The following is a 16,747-nucleotide window of genomic DNA, read 5'->3' as shown; positions in this document are numbered from 1 at the left end:
GCGGGCATTATAACATGCATAAATTTTCCCTGCAAGGCACGCTTATCCAAAGTAATCCCGTAAATTTCGGCTGCGGGTGGGGTGGCGCAGCTTGCGCAGCGCCTTGGCTTCAATCTGGCGGATGCGTTCGCGCGTCACGTTGAAATAATTGCTGACCTCTTCCAGTGTATGGTCTTTGCCATCAATCAATCCAAAGCGCAATTCCAGCACCTGGCGCTCCCGTTCGCTTAGCGCGCCCAACGCGCTCTGTACCTGATCGCGCAGCATTTCCTTGGCGGCTGCGTCCATTGGTTCGATCGCGTCATAATCTTCGATGAAGTCGCCTAATTGGCTGCTGTCCTCGTCTCCGATGGGCCGTTCCAGAGAAACCGGTTCTTCGGCTGATTTCATGATGCGCTGGATTTTCATGGATGCGGCATCCCAACGCGCCTGAACGTCTGCGCCAATGGCTGTGCCGTTCTTCTGCGCACGCTTGATCTTAACGCGGTCTTCTTCTGCCAGGAAATCGGATTCCAGTGCCAAATCCTCCGGCCCGGGATCGCGCCCCAATTTTTGCACCAGCGAGCGCTGAATACGCAGCAGCTTGGAAATCGACTCAAATAAATGTACCGGAATGCGGATGGTGCGGGCCTGTTCGGCGATGTGCCGGCTGATGGATTGCCGAATCCACCAGGTAGCGTAGGTGCTGAATTTGAACCCGCGCGCCGGATCAAACTTGCTGACCGCGCGCAGCAGCCCCAGGTTGCCCTCCTGGATCAGATCCAGCAAGGAAATGCCCCGCCCCAGGTAGCGTTTGGCCACACTCACCACCAGACGCAGGTTGGCTTTGATAAGTGCCTGCGTGGCGTCTTCCGACAGATCATTGATGGTCTGAATGTTTTTCTTTAATACCGGAATATCCGGCAGGTGACCGATGCAGGTTCTTTCGGTCGGGAAACTGCCCTTTGAATTGAGAAAATCCAACAGGTATAGCGCGGTTTCCTCCGGCAGCAGGTAAGCTGCCAGGAAGAAAGCATAAATTTCCTGAATCAACCCGCTGACCAGTTCCGACCGGATAACGTCCTGCGTGCGTTCGCTTTCCTTCCAGTAAGTGCTGAGGTAATCGCGCATGTAGGATGGCTCGTCGGTTTTCCACTGCTCACGCAAAGCTTGTGCTTCCGCCAGCACCAATGCGAAATCCGGCAGCTCCAGGACCTGGTTGGCCTGGCAGAATGCTTGCAGGTTTTTATAGGATTCCAGCAAATCTTTCATAATTTGGCAGAACAAGACTTGAATCTGACCATCTTCTGCCAGGTTTTCACCGTCGCGTTCCAGCAGCCAGTCCAGGCGCTTTTTAGCTTCGTTGCGGGTGGCTAACCGGAATTCCGATTCTGCTGTTAATAGGTCAATTTGGCCGATTTCCTTGAGGTACAGGCGCACCGGGTCTTCCGATAACTCCAGATTCAAATTGGAAGGGCCAATAAAATCACTGCTGTCGTCTGATGGCTCTTCTTCATCGCTTTCGACTGAATCCAGCAGATCACTGTCTTCCGGGGTGAACACTTCCTGTTCACTCTCGTCAGGCAAGAGCTCTTCTTCCAACTCAATGGATTCGGAGATGGAATCAGCTTTACCGTTCCCGATTTCGGCTTTGGTCCGCTTCTTTCGGGGGGCTGTGCTCTTTTTTCCGCTGGAGGGAGATTTAGGTTTAGATGGTTTAACCGGTTCGGTCATGGATTTAATTATACATGAGCTATTGATCAGTCAAGCTGCAACGGGGTGGCCAGGGCTTTGTCTATTACACCGCGCAGGCGGATGAGGCCGACCAGATTGGTCTGGAAAGCTTTTTGATCCGTCTTGTCTTCTTCTGTTTCCTGTTGGTCCTGTAGAAAGCGGAATTCTTGAACTTGAGTATTCACCGCGTTCAGGCGCATCAGCAGGATGGTGCGCAGGATATCTTCCAGTTCGCGCTTCTCGTCCACCTTTTCTTCGGAGGGCTTGGGCATAATTTGCGGTTCCAGGGCTGCGGTCATGTCTTCTGCCAGCTTTTCCTGTAAATACTCTTCCGGGTCAATATCGTTCTGCTTCATGGCCTCATCAATCAGGGTGAAAACTTGCTGATGTTCGCTTAATTGAAAATCTTCGCGCGCAAGTCGTTCCAGGTTTTGGTTCTGCATATAACGGTTAACACGGAATAACTGATCAGGATTTCTGGTCAGATAAGCCAGAACATTCAATTCCATGGCGCGCACATTGACCTGCCCGTTCAGCGCAGGCCTGACCTTCAGGTTATTCTCCTCCGGCACTTCGTTTGTGCGGCTGCGCGAACGCTGCCCGCGCCGTGCCTGGCTGGTGAGCATCATCAGTGCGCGTTCATCCACCTGCAGGGCGCGCGCCACTTGCTGGCGGAAAGCGTCGCGTTCCACCGGGTTGCTTACATCGTTCACCAGGGGCAGGATGCGCGCGGCGATGTCGCTCTTGGTTTTGGGATCATTGATATCCGCGCTGGCTGTTAATGTCTCCAGCACGTGCGTGATGATCGGGCGCGCGTTTTCAATGATGGCTTTCCACTCCTGCGGGTCGCGCAGCACGATCTCGTCCGGGTCGAGCTCGTCCGGCAGGGTACTGACGCGCAGGTCGGCTTGCAAGCGCGCTTCGTTGTGCAGCAGACCGCGCGCGTCGAAGACCAAATCGCTGCTGTGGTCAAGCGCCTCGCGCGCTACTTCAAGGCCGCGCATGGTGGCTTTGATGCCGGCCGCGTCCGGGTCGAGCGCCAAAACAAAGCGGCGCGTGTAGCGTTTGAGCTGGCGCATCTGGATTTCTGTCAGCGCGGTGCCCATGGGGGAGACCACGTTCTGGAAACCTTCCTGGTGCACCACGATCACGTCCATGTAGCCTTCTACAATAACCGCCTGGTTTTCGCTGCGGATGGCTTTGCGGGCTTTGTCCAACCCATACAGCAGGCTGCTCTTGTCGAACAGGTCCGTTTGGGGCGAGTTCATGAATTTAGGAATGTCGTCCGGGTCGAGAATGCGTCCGCCGAAACCGGTCATGTTGCCGCCGGCGTCGCGAATGGGGAACATCAGGCGGTGGCGGAAGCGGTCATAATATCCGCCGCTTTCGCGTTCGCTTAATAATCCGACATCAAGAATATCTTTTTCCGGATATCCCTTTTTAAGAAAATAATTGAGCGTGGCATCCCAACTCTTTGGCGCGTAACCCAGCCCCCAGATCTCGGCCGTCTCCGGCTTGATGCCGCGTTTGACCAGATAGTCGCGCGCTTGCTGGCCGGCTTCGGATTGGGTCAGTTGGTAGCGGTAAAAGATTACCGCGTCTTCCAGCAATTTGCGCAGCTGTGTTTCGCGTTCGTTGGCTTCGACTTTTTGCGGAGTCAGCGGTTCCAGCTTGACGCCGGCGCGTTCGGCCAGGTTTTCCAATGCTTCCTTGAAATCCCAACCCTCTTTTTTCATCACGTAACGGAAGATATCACCGCCCTCGTTGCACTCGCCAAAACAGCGCCAGGTGCCGGATTCAGGGAAAACCACAAAAGCCGGTGTGCGCGTGTTGGCATGGAACGGGCAGAAGCCTGTATAGTTCTTCCCGCTGCGTTTCAGCTTGACGGACTCGGACACGATGTCGACAATGTCCAGCCGGCTTTTGATTTCATCAATATTATTCATGTGAAGTTAATTAAAAGTAAAAACCATCCGAGGATGGTTTTACTTTAATGGAAAATTGCTGCAATTGCAAGCAAACCGCGGAATCTTAAGCCAGCAGTTTGCCTAATTCACTCATCAGGCTGTCGGCTGTTTTTTGAGCGGTTGCTTCGTCCAGGTCTTCACCTTCCACGCTGACGGTCACACTGCCGTCCACCATGCTGACAGCGATGTTGCAGCGCACTTCATTGCCGTCCACATCGCCTGTGCCCATAACCAGACGGGCCAGATCGCGTTTTTTCCAGACACTCAATCCGGCATTGGGGATAGCCTGCAGCGCGGCTTCGTAAACCTCGCTGTCGCCTTTACCCGCAAATGAGTTTTTGATTTGTACTGATGCCATAAATCACCTCTAAAATTTCTAGAATCCTTCCAGTTTGGAGAGGTCTGCGACCCCATCCGCCAGGAACGCCACCGATTGCAGCAGCCCCAACCGGTTTTCACGGATTTCCTGCTTTTCGTCCATGACTAAAACGGCGTCAAAGAACGCGTTGATGGCAGGCACTACTGGCAGCAAATGGGTGAGAAAATCGTTCACATTCTTCGAGTCGCCGATATTCTTCTGGGCGGCTGTCACGGCTTCGTAAAGCGCTTTTTCCTGACTTTCCTGGAAATATTCTGCGCTCACATTGTAACGCTGTTTTTCAGTGCGTGTGATGCGCACGCAGCGGGAATATGCGGGCAGGATGGTGCCGCGCCAATCGTCGCGCTTGACCCATTCGCTCAACTCCCGGATGCTCGCGGCGGCTTTGGCAGGGTTGGCTCCCTGCGCTGCCAGCACGGCTTTGATCACGTCGTATGCGTAGCCTTCTTCCAGCAGAATCTGCTCCAGGCGCCCGACGATGAAGTCCAGGCAATCCTGGCAGTCCTTGGGGCTGGATTCCACCGGCAGCAGGGCCGAGGCTTTGAAGATGTATTTTTGCAGGTCCAGGGAAATGTCCGCGTTGATCAGGTTCTGCACCAAACCGATGGCGGCTCGCCGCAGACCAAAGGGATCTTTGGTGCCGCTGGGGGCCATGCCGGCCGAGAACAAGCCGATCAGCGAATCCAGGCGGTCGGCGATTCCGACCACCAAACCGGCCTGCGAAGCGGGCGATTGGTCGCCGGCGTTGCGCGGCTGGTAATGCTCTTCGATGGCATTGGCCACAGCTGGGCTCTTGCCGCGCTGCAGCGCGTAATACTTGCCGATGGTGCCCTGCAGGGCGGTCATTTCGATCACCATCTTGCTGACCAGATCAGCTTTGCAGAACTGCGCGGCTTCCATGGCGACCGCGGTTTCTTCCTTGTCCAAACCCATACCCAGGCATAATGTTTCCGTTAGCTTGAGGATGCGCTTGGTCTTGTCCAGCATCGATCCCAGCTTGGGATGGAAGGTCAACGTGTCTTCGCGATTAACAAAGTCTTCCAGGCTGTGCTTGTTGTCTTCGTTGATGAAGAAAGCGGAGTCGGAAAAACGCGCTTGAATAACTTCTTCGTTGCCGTGGGCAACGATTTCCAAATGCTGCTTGCCGCCATTCCGAATGGTGATGAAGTGCGGCATTAACGCGCCGGAGGCTTCCGTTACCGGGAAATAGCGCTGGTGCTTTTTCATGACGCCGATCAATACTTCGCCGGGCAGTTTGAGGTGCTCTTCGTTGAAGTTGCCCAGCAGGGCGGTGGGGGCTTCCACCAGGTTATTGACCTCATCCAGTAGTTTGGCGTCGATCTTGTCTGCGGCTTTGAGCGAACTCAACAGCGCGCCGACCTGCTTTTCAATCACGGATTTGCGCGCCTGCATATCGCTCAGGATGCCCTGGCTTTCCAGGTAGGCGAAGTAATCGGGAATATCTTTGCAGGCGTGCTCCGCTTCTTCGCTGAAGCGCAGCCCGCGCGTGATGCGGTTAGCGTTCAGGCCGGCGTAGGCGAAGGGCACCACGGCCGTGCCGAACAGGGCGGCTAGCCAGCGGATGGGCCGCGAGAAGCTGACGCCGCTGGCGTTCCAGCGCATGGATTTATCAAAGCGGATGTGGGCGATCAGGTCGACCAGCTTTTCCGGCAGGATGTCCAACGTGAACAGGCCGGGTTGGTGTACCACCGCGGTCAGGTATTTGCCGCCGTCCACTTCTTTGACGGTCAGGTCCTTGACGTCCACGCCCTTGCTGCGCGCGAAACCCAGCGCGGCCGGGGTGAGCTGGCCGTCTTTGTCATAGGCGCGTTCAGCCGGAGGCCCTTTGACTTCCTGGGTGACTTCGGCTTGCTTGCCGGCCAGGTCGCTGACGTGCACCACCAGGCGGCGGGGCGTGGCGTAAACGTGAATATCTTTGTAATCCAGGCGCAGGCCGGAAAGCATATCCGGCACCAGCGTTTGCAGCTGGCCCCAGGCGCTTTCCAGGTCGGCCGCGGGCAGTTCTTCCGTGCCGATTTCCAGCAGGAAGTCGGCCGCTTGGTCGGATTTGATAACTTCGGGTAATTCCGGCTGTTCGGCGCTGACCGAGCTGGCTACCGCGTTTGGCTTTTCCAGCCAGGGGAAGCCTAACGCTTCACGCTGGGCGATGTAAGTTTCCGCCGTGCGCCGCGAGAGTTCGCGCATGCGGCCGAATAGCGATTGCCGTTCGGTCACGCCCACCGCGCCGCGCGTATCCAGCACGTTGAAGGTATGGGAGCATTTCAGGATGTAATCGTGCGCTGGCAGCACCAGACCCTGATCCAGGGCCAGGTTGGCTTCCTTCTCGAACAGATCGTACATTTCATATAGGCGTTCTACATCGGCCACTTCGAAGTAATAGCGGCTGTGTTCGTATTCCGCCTGGTAGTTGACGTCGCCGTAAGTGAAGTTGGGGCTCCACTGGATCTTTTTGAAGTTGTAGCTGCCCTGCAGCGCCATGGCAATGCGTTCCAAACCGTAGGTAATTTCCACCGAGACCGGGTCGAGGTTGACGCCGCCGGCCTGCTGGAAATAAGTGAATTGGGTGATTTCCTGGCCGTCCAGCCAGACTTCCCAACCCAGGCCCCAGGCGCCCAATGCGGGCGATTCCCAGTTGTCTTCCACGAAGCGGATATCGTGCTCGTGCGGGTTGATGCCCAGCGCTTCCAGTGATTGCAGGTAGAGCTCCTGCGGGTTGCCCGGATCGGGTTTCAGGATGACCTGGAATTGATAATGCTGCTGCATACGGTAGGGGTTGTCGCCGTAGCGGCCGTCATCCGGGCGGATGGACGGTTCCACGTAGGCCACGTTCCAGGGCTCCGGACCCAACACCCGCAGCACGGTGGCCGGGTTCATGGTGCCCGCGCCGACCTGAGTGTAATACGGCTGCCAGATCAGGCAGCCTTTGCCGCCCCAGAACTGCTGCAGCGTCATCATAATGGTTTGGAAATTAAGCTTGTCTTGCATAAGGTCTCCCGGAAAACTGCGATAATTGGTCGAATTATACCAACCTCCATATATAGTTTTTCCATATTAAGTTAATACTTGTTAGATATTAGAAATCGGATTGGTAGTCTATAGTTGGGAAAAATTAACAGAATGGATGTTTCTCATGGATGCAGTCAACAATGAAACCTTGAAAATGGTCATGCGCAACTGGACTTCGGGTGTGGGTGTGGTTACCAGCAGCTATCAGGGCGAACGCTCCGGAACGACGATCAGCTCTTTCGCTTCGGTCTCGCTCGACCCGCCTTTGGTGTTATTCAACCTGACCGGGGAAAACGCGACCCGCATGATGATCGAACAGAGCGGCAAATTCGGCGTCTCCATGCTGGCGTATGACCAACACGACCTTTCAGAAATTTTCGCCGGTTTTGGCCGGCGTGTGGAAGACCGCTTCGCGGGCTTGCAGACCTTCACGCTTAAAGGCGGCGTCCCGCTGCTGCCGGACGCGCTGGCCTGGCTGGACTGTGAAGTGTTCCAGATAGTCCCGCTGCCGGGTTCGTCATTGATTATTGGAAAAGTGGTGGATGGGAAATTAGGTGAATACCGCTGCCCGCTGGTTTATCATAACCGCGCGTATGTGGACATTATTAATGATTCGGCTTGCAAGGGAAAGATCAAATCGTTTTAGTGTAAATGATGATCTCGCATTGGATGCCGAACAGGCGCGACCACCAGCTTTTGCGGCTCCAATCCGCCTCGAACTCGGCCCAGCTCTGCGACTGCAGCCGTTTTTCGGGCGATAAATGCTCCAGGTAGGGATTGGGGTCCAGGTAATATAAACGGTCTTTATCGGAAGCGTAGCGTACCAGGTTGATCCAGTGCGCGCCGCCGTTGGCCCAGATCTTCAGGGCGGTGACCGGTTTGCCGGTCATTAGATGTTCAATCACGTGCGCGCGCCGTGCGTGGCTGTGCCGTTCGGCGCGCCAATCCAGCTTGAATTCCGCGGCCAGGCGGTTGAAAGCCGTCACCATGCCCCAGGGCGGTGTTGCGCCGCCCACATTGGGGACCCACAACGGCAGGCGCTGCCAGAAGCCCAGGCGGGCGTCTGTGATGACGCTGTCCTTATCCAGCGGGCGTGAGTTGAGATTAGCCTGAAATAACAGCAGGTTGAGTACCACGGCCAGGCTGGTAGGCCCGCAGTCGTTGGTGGTGTGCTGCTGCTCATCACGAAAGCCCTGGGACAGGTAAAAGCGCCCCAGGAACTGGCGCTCGGCTGCCCAGTTGCTCAGACTGCTGACATCTTTTTGTGAGTTGGTTTCGCTGCCCATTTTTCTCGTTGCTAAACAGTATATATCAGCTTTTATTTTAATATTTTTCTATTTTTTACGCGAATCCAGGACAGTTATAATTGCCGATGATGAAACCGCTGAAAATAATCTGGATTCCCGTGTTACTGCTTTCAGCCTGCAATATCTTTCCCACGCAGGCTGCGCAGCCTCAATCCGTATTGACGCCCTATGTAACCCTCTCGCCATCGGGACAAATAGTCCCGACGGAGACGGCCACACAGGAAGCCACGCCCGAACCTACCCTGACCCCCACGCCATTTGTGCATGTGCTGGGTTCCAACGAGACCATCTCGTCTTTGGCGCTGACCTACGGGTTGGAGGTCAACGAAATTTTGGCCATCAATCCGCAAATCACGCCCAAAGCCCTTTCAGTGGGAACAGAAATTTTGATACCTTATATCAAGACTGCGGCGGAAGATGAGGGCGAAAGTGTCAGTGTCATCAGCGCGCCGCTGGCTTTAACGTTGAGCACCCCGGACTGTACCCCAACCGCTGAGGGCGGTTTGTGGTGCCTGGCCCTGGTCAGCAATCCCCTGACGGAAAGCGCTACCGGAATCACTGTGACTTTTGCTTTGAAGAACAATGCCGGGGATACGGTCACTGAGCAGGCTGTGCCGCCGTTGCTGAACTTGCTGGCTCCTAACGAAAGCCTGCCGGTTGTGGCATACTTTTCTCCGGAGATCCCTTCGGATTACAGCATGAGCGCAACACTCAAGACTGCCCTGCCGGTGGATACAACTGACCCGGGTTATACCCCGCTGGAAATCAAGGTAAATTCGGTTGACCCCGCCGGACAGTCCGCCCGCGTCAGCGCGGTCATTCCGGTGCAGGCGGCGGACAGCGGTATCGGCAGTATTTGGGTGGCGCTGGTTGCCTATGATGCGGACGGCCGGATTGTCGGTGTAAGGCGCCTGGAGTATAAGCCTGTGACCGAAGGAGAAGAAGGCCAGGCTATTAAGGTGTATGTGTATTCGAACAGCCGCGACATCCAGCAAGTGGATGTGCGCGCTGAAGCAATCCTGAGCGAAAAATGAGGTGGAAAAATCATGGATGTGAAAGATAAGACGATTTTAGTTACCGGTGCGACCGACGGCATTGGCCGCCAAACAGCGCTGGATTTGGCGCGCATGGGCGCGCATGTTCTGATTCATGGACGCAGCAAGGAAAAAGGTATCCGTGTGCTGGACGAATTGAATCGCGAGACCTGCAATGAAAAACTGGCGCTCTACGTGGCGGATTTCTCTTCGCTGGCGGATGTGCGCCGTATGGCGGACGAGATCAAGCGTGAACAATCCCAACTGCATGTGTTGGTTAACAATGCCGGTTCTTTCTTCAAGGGACATGAGTTGAACGCCGATGGTTTGGAGATGACCTTCGTGGTCAACCATTTGGCCTCGTTCCTGTTGACCAATTTATTGCTTGACCTGCTAAAAGAAAGCGCGCCCGCGCGCGTGGTGACCGTGGCTTCCGGCGCGCATCGCAACCTGAAGGTTATTGATTGGCAGAACCTGCAGGGTGAGAAATCCTACGATGAATTTGATGCTTACGCCCTCTCCAAACTGGCCAGCGTCTGCACCATGAATGAGCTTGCCGATCGCTTGGCGGGCAGCCGTGTGACTGTCAACACGCTGCATCCGGGCGTGATCGAAACCAAGCTGCTGCGCATGAGCTATAACATGCAGGGCGCCAGTGTGGAGGAAGGCGCGCAAACTTCTGTGTATCTGGCAACGGAACCGGAAGTGGAAGGCGTTACCGGCAAATATTTCAGCCATAAGGTGGAAAAACCCATTTCCGATCTGGCAGGGGACCCGCAGAACCGCAAAAGATTCTGGGATATTTCTGAAGCGCTGACTGCGAAATATATAGATTGAAGCACACCAATGAAATAAAAGAAGAGGGTCCCTTCCCCCTAGGGGATGCTGCGCGATCGACTAGGTCAGGGAACCCTCTTCTTTTTTGTTAAGTTGAATTTTGTGTCAGGCGGCTACGCTGCGCATCTGGCGGATGACCATGACGACCTTGCCCATAATGCGCAGGGCGGCCGGGTTATCCACATAGATGGGGCCCATGTTGGGGTTGGCGGGCTGCAGGCGTACGCCTTTGGCTTCCTTGTAGAAATACTTCAGGGTGGTCTCGTCTTTGTCGTCCAGCCACACGGCCACCATTTCGCCGTTCTGGGCTTGCTGGGCGCGTTTCATGATGACAATATCGCCGTCGTTGACCATGGCGTCGATCATGGAATCGCCGTGCACTTCCAGGGCGAACAGATCATCGGTTTTCTCGCGTGCGGGCAGCAGGCTGCGCGCGATTTCGATGCTGCTTTCGGAATCGAAATAGCCGACATCGCTGGTGGGCATGGGCAGCGGCTCGCTGGCCACAATGCGCCCCATGATGGGAATGCTGAGCAGTTCGTCCACCGCCGCGCTGGCGTTGCGAATGCCTTCGGCCAATTTGTCGATGACAGAGGATTCCCCTTCTACCGGCTTCAGCAGGCAGATGCTGCGCGAAATGTGCTGTTCGCGCGAGATATACCCCATTTCCTCAAGTTGTTTGAGGTAGTAATCCACCAGGGAGGTGGATTGCACGTTGATGCTCTCACCGATCTCACGGATGGATGGGGAATAGCCGTTATCCTCCTGGAATTGATACAGGAACTTCAGGATCTTTTGATGTCTTTTGCTTAACCCTTCGCTTCTACGTGCCATTGCTGCCTCCTGTCCTTTGATTATGGGACATTTGTACTATACTATACACGAACATTAGTTCTGTGTCAAGTTTCAATGAGGTAGTAGAATGATATTGGGGATAAATAACAATGATAGAAATAATTACAGATATTAAAGATCTTATCCAATTTGTATTGGAAATCAGAAAAGAATTTCGTGGTGAAATTTGGTGGCGAGGGCAAGGTAATATTAATTGGAAATTACAACCTTCAATATCGCGGACAGGAAACAATTGCATTTCCGAAAGTAATCTAAATGTACGGTTTATGGCACGAGCGCCTTCAAGATGTTTGAATGTCCCAAATCAGGAGGATTTTCTTAATTGGTTGTTTCTAATGAGACACCATGGTCTACCCACGAGATTACTTGATTGGACTGAGTCACCACTTATTGCGTGTTTCTTCGCTGTAGAACAACAGGATTGTAATAATTTTGATGGGTCGATTTCAGTTCTAAATCCTTACCTCCTAGACAAATCACAATTTGGAGCAGAAGTAGTATTTTCTCCAATTTCAAAAATAGCAAATAGATTTGCTATTCCTGCTTTTGATGCAAGTGTCGATGATTACGAGAAAATATACAGTGTCTATCCAAATGAGATAAATCCTCGAATGTTGAATCAGATGTCAGTATTTACAATTCATGGGAATGGTATTGCTCTAGAAGATCTTCCTGATAAAGATAATTACCTAAGAAGAATAAGAATTAAAAAAGAATCTAAAGCGAAAATTTATGAACAAATAGACCTGTTAGGAATAAGAGAATCAAACCTCTTCCCAGATCTCGATAGATTGTCGAGCTATTTAAAGAAAATTGTCAAAGTAAACTAATAACTAATATTTTTTATAAAGAATAAAACAAAATCTTCAACGAATACTATTAAGAATTAATTGTTTTGAGAATGAGTTTATAAAAAATCTCCTTTTGTCTCTTTAGCTGTAAATGCATATTTTTTTGCTCCAATCAGAATACATAGAAAAACGAACTTCTAACTAGCCAACCAAGAGAAAATTTGACTTTTGATTATCTCTGAAATTTATTTTCTGAAGCAATATTGTAAAAACCCTATAAATTTCCACTATAAAACAAAATTACTCGTTACAATAAACCCACATACAAGGAGGTGCAATCATGGCTGAAGCAAATGTGCGCTGGACAGGCGGAAGGACTTTTATCGGAGTGGACTCCACCAAACATGCCGTGCTAATGTCTTCCCCCGGGGAAGGCGTGGGTATGAAAGCGTCCGAGTTGCTGTTGGTGGCTCTGGCGACCTGTAGTTCTTACGATGTAGTGTCCATCCTGGAAAAACGCAAGGTCGATTTACAAAAACTGGAAGTGCAGGTTAGCGGAGAACAGGCCGCCGATCCGCCCTGGCCATACGAAAAGATCCATCTGAAATATATCCTGTCCGGGGAGGGTGTCACCCGCGAAATAGCCGAGAAGGCTATCGAGCTTTCAGAAAGCAAGTATTGTTCTGTGTCAGCCACCGTACGCGGGGTAGCCAAGATTACCTGGGAATGTGTTATCGAGTAAATAAAAAAAGGCGCTCACAGCGCCTTTTTTTCTATTCGGTAGTCAGTTATTTCGTGTCTTTCCGCAGGCACAGAGAAACCCAATCTTCGATGCCGCGTTTCTCCACCAGACTCATGCCGTATTCAGCGGCTTTATTGAGTATGCTGTCGGCTTGATGGTCTAGAATTCCGGATAAGATCAACAGACCGCCCGGTTCCACCAAATCGGTCAGGCCGTCTTCGATCAGGTTGCAGATTACCGAGGCCAATATATTGGCGACAACCACCGGCGCCTGCAGCAGGCCGAAGTGGCCTTCCTGGATGAGGTCAGACGAACCTTGAGCCACCTCAATAGGCGTGTCCAGTTTATTCAAAGCGTAGTTTTCCTGCGTGGAAGCTACCGAAGCCGAATCGATATCCACCGCGATCACTCGTTCCGCGCCCAGGCGAATTGCGCCGATTGAAAGGATGCCTGACCCGCAGCCGATATCAAAAACAATCTGGCCGGGCTTTAAATAATCTTCAAGAAATTCCAGGCAGAGCTGGGTGGTGGGGTGGGTGCCGGTGCCGAAAGCCATGCCGGGGTTGATCAGAATGGGCAGCTTGTCCGGGTATTTGTTCTCGACCCAGGCCGGTATGATCATCATGCGTTTCCCGATTTGCAGCGGCTTATATTGATCCTTCCAAGCCGCCATCCAGTTTTCTTGTTGGATGCGGCGGTATTCCACCGGCGGCAGGGGCTGGATCTGGCCCAGATGCCACAGCGCTTCTTCCAGACTCTGTTTACGCTGTTCAACGGAGTGATCTTCAAAGAAATATCCATAAACGCGCACGTGGTCTTCCAACAGGTTTTGTTCTTCACGGTTATCCGGAAGGGCAGCCTGTTCAATTACCACCCCTTCTCGTGTAAAACGCCCGATTACCTCGGCAACCGCTTCGGCTTGTTCGGGCGTGACCACTAATGATGCTTCAATCCAACTGGCTTTATCCACCTAACACATCCTTTAACATATCCAGGAAACTGCGTTCCTGGGGGAGTACTTCACTGCCCAGTGTCTTGGCCAATTTTTCAAATAATTCGCGCTGTTCACTGGTCAGACGGCTGGGAATTTCCACGTTGATGACCACCAGCTGATCGCCTTTGCCGCTGGTGCGCAGGTGCGGAATGCCTTTATGTCTCAGTTTGAAGACTTTACCGGGTTGTGTACCGGGCGGGATAACCAGCTTTTCATCGCCTTCCAGCGTGGGTACCTTCACTTCGGCGCCCAATGCGGCCTGAGCGATATTGATATTCATATCCAGCAGCACATCGTCGTTGCGCCTGCGGAAGAATTTATGGGCTTTGACCTTTATTTCTATATAAAGGTTGCCGCGCGGCCCGCCGTTCGTGCCGGGCTGTCCTTCACCGGACAAGCGGATCTGCGTGCCGTTATCCACACCGGCGGGAATGGGAATTGTCTTTTTGATGGATTTGCGTTCAACACCGCGTCCGCCGCATGTCTTGCAGCGATCCGAGATTACCCGGCCGCTGCCGCCGCAATCCGGACAGGTGGTTACCTGGACCATCGAGCCCAGGAAAGTCTGGCGCATTTGGCGGATTTCGCCGCGTCCCTGGCAGGTACCGCAGGTAACCGGACTGGTGCCCGGTTCGGCGCCGCTGCCGTTGCAGCGTTCGCAGACTTCGTCGCGCGTAATTTCCATTTCACGGTCCAGCCCGCTGGCGGCTTCTTCGAATTCCAGGGTGACGGAATAGAACAGGTCTTCTCCGCGCCTGGGGGAATTACGCCGCGTGCGGCTGCTGCTGAAACCACCCATGCCGCCCATGCCGCCGAAAAACTGCTCGAAAATTTCGAAAGGGTCAACCGTGTTCCAATCCGGCATGCCGCCGGTGGAACGCAGCCCTTCGTGTCCGTAACGGTCGTAGATTGAACGTTTTTCCGTGTCAGAAAGCACCATAAAGGCTTCGTTGATTTCCTTGAACTTCTCCTCGGCATCCGGGGATTTATTAACATCAGGGTGATATTGGCGTGCCAATTTGCGGAAAGCGACCTTGATCTCTTCCTGGCTGACGGTTCGGCTTACGCCCAATACTTCGTAATAATCGCGTTTTTGCATAGTCTCCACTAATCAATAAAGAGGCGTTAGGAGGCATTACTGTCATCCTGACGCCTCTGTTTTTTCAGAAGCTAATTATATACGAACGTAGTTTTAGACGTTCTTGAATTCGCCGTCAACAACATCCTCGCCGTCATCGGAACTGCCGCTGGGGCCTTCATCGCCGCCGGCCGAGGGGCCTGCGCTCTGATCGCTACCCGGCTGCTGGTACATACTGGCGCCGATCTTTTGGATCACCTGGCCCAGTTTGTCGCTTTCTGCGCGGATGGCCGCCACATCTTCCGTGGCCATAGCTTCGCGTACCTTATTGACCTGATCGTTGATTTCCGTCTTCAGGCTCTCTTCGATCTTGTCGCCCAGGTCGCGCAAGGTCTTTTCGGCGGTGTACACGGCGCTGTCGGCATTGTTGCGCACTTCAATCAACTCTTTGCGCTTCTTGTCTTCTTCAGCGTGTTCTTCCGCTTCTTTCTTCATGCGTTCGATTTCCTGGTCGTTCAGGCCGGAGGAAGCGGTGATGGTGATCTTCTGGCTGCGCCCGGTGGCCTTGTCGGCCGCGGTCACGTTGATGATGCCATTGGCATCGATATCGAAGGTCACTTCCACCTGCGGTACGCCGCGAGGCGCCGGCGGAATGCCGTCCAGGATGAATTTGCCCAGTGATTTGTTATCGGCTGCCATGGGGCGTTCGCCCTGCAGCACGTTGATCTCAACCTGGGTCTGGTTGTCGCCAGCGGTGGAGAAGATCTGGCTCTTGCGGGTCGGAACGGTGGTGTTGCGCTCGATCAAAGGAGTCGCCACGCCGCCCAAGGTTTCGATGGACAGGGTCAGCGGGGTCACGTCCAGCAGCAGGATGTCTTTGACATCGCCGCCGAGCACGCCGGCCTGGATGGCAGCGCCGATGGCGACTACCTCATCCGGGTTGACACCCTTGTGAGGATCCTTTCCGAATTCCTTGCGCACAACTTCGTTCACAGCCGGCATACGGGTCATACCGCCGACCATGACCACTTCATTGATGTCTGTGGTTTTCAAACCGGCGTCTTTCAAAGCCTGGCGCACGGGCTGGATGGTCTTTTCGGTCAGGTCGTTGGTCAGCTGTTCCAGTTTGGCGCGGCTGAGGCGCACGACCAAATGTTTCGGGCCGCTGGCGTCTGCCGTCAGGTAAGGCAGGTTGATTTCGGTTTCCATTACGGTGGAAAGTTCAATCTTGGCCTTTTCCGCGGCTTCCTTCAAACGCTGCAGCGCCTGGCGGTCCTTATGCAGGTCCATGCCCTGTTCTTTGTTGAAGGTGTCGATCAGGAAATCCATGATGCGCTGATCGTAGTCATCGCCGCCCAGGAAGGTGTCGCCGGATGTGGATTTCACCTGGAACACGCCGTCGCCGACTTCCAGGATGGAAACATCAAAGGTGCCGCCGCCCAAGTCATAGACTGCGATGGTCTCGTTTTTCTTCTTGTCCAGACCGTAAGCCAATGAGGACGCGGTCGGTTCGTTGATGATGCGCAGCACTTCCAAACCGGCAATCTTGCCTGCGTCTTTGGTGGCGTTGCGCTGGGCGTCGTTGAAGTATGCCGGCACGGTGATGACGGCTTGCGTTACGGTTTCGCCCAAATAAACTTCAGCATCCTTCTTCAGTTTGCTGAGGATCATTGCGGATACTTCCGGCGGAGAATATTCTTTGCCGTCCATGACCACGCGTACGTCGCCGTTGGCCGCTTTGGTGACCTTGTAGGGCACGCGGCTGATGGTGCGCTGCACTTCGGGATCGTCGAATTTGCGGCCCATGAAACGCTTGATGGAGAAAATGGTATTCTCCGCGTTCACAATGGCCTGGTTGCGCGCCGTTCGGCCCACAACGCGTTCGCCGTTTTTATTGATGGCGACCACTGAGGGGCACAGCCGTTCTCCTTCCGCCGTTGAGATAACAGTCGGTTCGCCGCCAGACATCACGGCCACGACTGAGTTTGTAGTTCCTAAATCAATACCAATTATTTTAGACATG

The 16,747-nt window shown here is 53.7% G+C and carries 14 protein-coding genes; 5 read left to right on the top strand and 9 right to left on the bottom strand.

What is annotated here, in order from left to right:
* Positions 1-42: 42 nt before the first annotated feature.
* The 4 genes from Pelsub_RS15965 to glyS form a co-directional block, all read right to left on the bottom strand.
* Positions 43-1,713: a sigma-70 family RNA polymerase sigma factor gene (locus Pelsub_RS15965; protein WP_170141217.1), complete on the bottom strand. Its 1,671-nt coding sequence runs from the start codon at positions 1,711-1,713 to the stop codon at positions 43-45.
* 26 nt (positions 1,714-1,739) lie between these two features.
* Positions 1,740-3,659, bottom strand: a complete 1,920-nt coding sequence (dnaG, locus tag Pelsub_RS00510; protein ID WP_116225125.1) for a DNA primase — start codon at positions 3,657-3,659, stop codon at positions 1,740-1,742.
* An 85-nt stretch (positions 3,660-3,744) separates the two neighbouring features.
* Complete coding sequence (locus Pelsub_RS00505) at positions 3,745-4,038, bottom strand: hypothetical protein (protein WP_116225124.1); 294 nt, start codon at positions 4,036-4,038, stop codon at positions 3,745-3,747.
* An 18-nt stretch (positions 4,039-4,056) separates the two neighbouring features.
* On the bottom strand, positions 4,057-7,065 hold the full coding sequence (gene glyS / locus Pelsub_RS00500) for a glycine--tRNA ligase subunit beta (RefSeq protein WP_116225123.1): 3,009 nt from the start codon (positions 7,063-7,065) through the stop codon (positions 4,057-4,059).
* Positions 7,066-7,210: 145 nt separating this feature from the next.
* On the opposite strand from glyS, the gene Pelsub_RS00495 reads away from it, so the two are divergent.
* A complete protein-coding gene (locus Pelsub_RS00495) occupies positions 7,211-7,732 on the top strand; it encodes a flavin reductase family protein (RefSeq protein WP_158674910.1) in 522 nt (173 codons plus the stop codon).
* On the opposite strand, the gene Pelsub_RS00490 is transcribed toward Pelsub_RS00495, so the two are convergent.
* Positions 7,719-8,372, bottom strand: a complete 654-nt coding sequence (locus tag Pelsub_RS00490; protein WP_116225121.1) for a C39 family peptidase — start codon at positions 8,370-8,372, stop codon at positions 7,719-7,721. The genes Pelsub_RS00495 and Pelsub_RS00490 overlap by 14 nt on opposite strands.
* Positions 8,373-8,458: 86 nt before the next feature.
* Here Pelsub_RS00490 and Pelsub_RS00485 point away from each other — a divergent pair, with 86 nt between their 5' ends.
* Positions 8,459-9,427: a LysM peptidoglycan-binding domain-containing protein gene (locus Pelsub_RS00485; protein ID WP_116225120.1), complete on the top strand. Its 969-nt coding sequence runs from the start codon at positions 8,459-8,461 to the stop codon at positions 9,425-9,427.
* Positions 9,428-9,439: 12 nt separating this feature from the next.
* Positions 9,440-10,264: an SDR family NAD(P)-dependent oxidoreductase gene (locus Pelsub_RS00480; protein WP_116225119.1), complete on the top strand. Its 825-nt coding sequence runs from the start codon at positions 9,440-9,442 to the stop codon at positions 10,262-10,264.
* Positions 10,265-10,369: 105 nt separating this feature from the next.
* Here the strand turns inward: Pelsub_RS00480 and lexA are convergent, their stop codons facing one another.
* Positions 10,370-11,098, bottom strand: a complete 729-nt coding sequence (gene lexA / locus Pelsub_RS00475; protein ID WP_116225118.1) for a transcriptional repressor LexA — start codon at positions 11,096-11,098, stop codon at positions 10,370-10,372.
* A 110-nt stretch (positions 11,099-11,208) separates the two neighbouring features.
* Between lexA and Pelsub_RS00470 the strand changes: the two genes are divergently transcribed.
* Positions 11,209-11,949, top strand: a complete 741-nt coding sequence (locus Pelsub_RS00470) for an FRG domain-containing protein (protein ID WP_116225117.1) — start codon at positions 11,209-11,211, stop codon at positions 11,947-11,949.
* 301 nt (positions 11,950-12,250) lie between these two features.
* Positions 12,251-12,652 (top strand): OsmC family protein, encoded by a 402-nt coding sequence (locus tag Pelsub_RS00465; RefSeq protein WP_116225116.1) that lies wholly within the window; start codon positions 12,251-12,253, stop codon positions 12,650-12,652.
* Positions 12,653-12,698: 46 nt separating this feature from the next.
* Here the strand turns inward: Pelsub_RS00465 and prmA are convergent, their stop codons facing one another.
* The 3 genes from prmA to dnaK all read right to left on the bottom strand — a co-directional run bounded on the left by prmA (position 12,699) and on the right by dnaK (position 16,746).
* The gene (gene prmA, locus Pelsub_RS00460) at positions 12,699-13,622 is read right to left on the bottom strand and encodes a 50S ribosomal protein L11 methyltransferase (protein WP_116225115.1); all 924 of its coding nucleotides are present in this window, start codon (positions 13,620-13,622) and stop codon (positions 12,699-12,701) included.
* Positions 13,615-14,745: a molecular chaperone DnaJ gene (gene dnaJ / locus Pelsub_RS00455; RefSeq protein ID WP_116225114.1), complete on the bottom strand. Its 1,131-nt coding sequence runs from the start codon at positions 14,743-14,745 to the stop codon at positions 13,615-13,617. Before dnaJ ends, prmA begins: the two co-directional genes overlap by 8 nt.
* Before the next feature lie 93 nt (positions 14,746-14,838).
* Entirely contained in the window at positions 14,839-16,746 is a 1,908-nt protein-coding gene (dnaK, locus tag Pelsub_RS00450) for a molecular chaperone DnaK (RefSeq protein WP_116225113.1), read from the bottom strand.
* Between the last annotated feature and the right edge of the window lies 1 nt (position 16,747).

Source organism: Pelolinea submarina (assembly GCF_003966975.1).
GTDB classification, from domain to species: domain Bacteria; phylum Chloroflexota; class Anaerolineae; order Anaerolineales; family Anaerolineaceae; genus Pelolinea; species Pelolinea submarina.
This window is presented reverse-complemented; position numbering and strand designations above follow the sequence as displayed.

Bases quoted from the DNA above. Each gene is read 5' to 3' on its own strand.
- Pelsub_RS15965 (WP_170141217.1), bottom strand. From the start codon at position 1,713: ATGACCGAACCGGTTAAACCATCTAAACCTAAATCTCCCTCCAGCGGA.
- dnaG (WP_116225125.1), bottom strand. From the start codon at position 3,659: ATGAATAATATTGATGAAATCAAAAGCCGGCTGGACATTGTCGACATC.
- Pelsub_RS00505 (WP_116225124.1), bottom strand. From the start codon at position 4,038: ATGGCATCAGTACAAATCAAAAACTCATTTGCGGGTAAAGGCGACAGC.
- glyS (WP_116225123.1), bottom strand. From the start codon at position 7,065: ATGCAAGACAAGCTTAATTTCCAAACCATTATGATGACGCTGCAGCAG.
- Pelsub_RS00495 (WP_158674910.1), top strand. From the start codon at position 7,211: ATGGATGCAGTCAACAATGAAACCTTGAAAATGGTCATGCGCAACTGG.
- Pelsub_RS00490 (WP_116225121.1), bottom strand. From the start codon at position 8,372: ATGGGCAGCGAAACCAACTCACAAAAAGATGTCAGCAGTCTGAGCAAC.
- Pelsub_RS00485 (WP_116225120.1), top strand. From the start codon at position 8,459: ATGATGAAACCGCTGAAAATAATCTGGATTCCCGTGTTACTGCTTTCA.
- Pelsub_RS00480 (WP_116225119.1), top strand. From the start codon at position 9,440: ATGGATGTGAAAGATAAGACGATTTTAGTTACCGGTGCGACCGACGGC.
- lexA (WP_116225118.1), bottom strand. From the start codon at position 11,098: ATGGCACGTAGAAGCGAAGGGTTAAGCAAAAGACATCAAAAGATCCTG.
- Pelsub_RS00470 (WP_116225117.1), top strand. From the start codon at position 11,209: ATGATAGAAATAATTACAGATATTAAAGATCTTATCCAATTTGTATTG.
- Pelsub_RS00465 (WP_116225116.1), top strand. From the start codon at position 12,251: ATGGCTGAAGCAAATGTGCGCTGGACAGGCGGAAGGACTTTTATCGGA.
- dnaJ (WP_116225114.1), bottom strand. From the start codon at position 14,745: ATGCAAAAACGCGATTATTACGAAGTATTGGGCGTAAGCCGAACCGTC.
- dnaK (WP_116225113.1), bottom strand. From the start codon at position 16,746: ATGTCTAAAATAATTGGTATTGATTTAGGAACTACAAACTCAGTCGTG.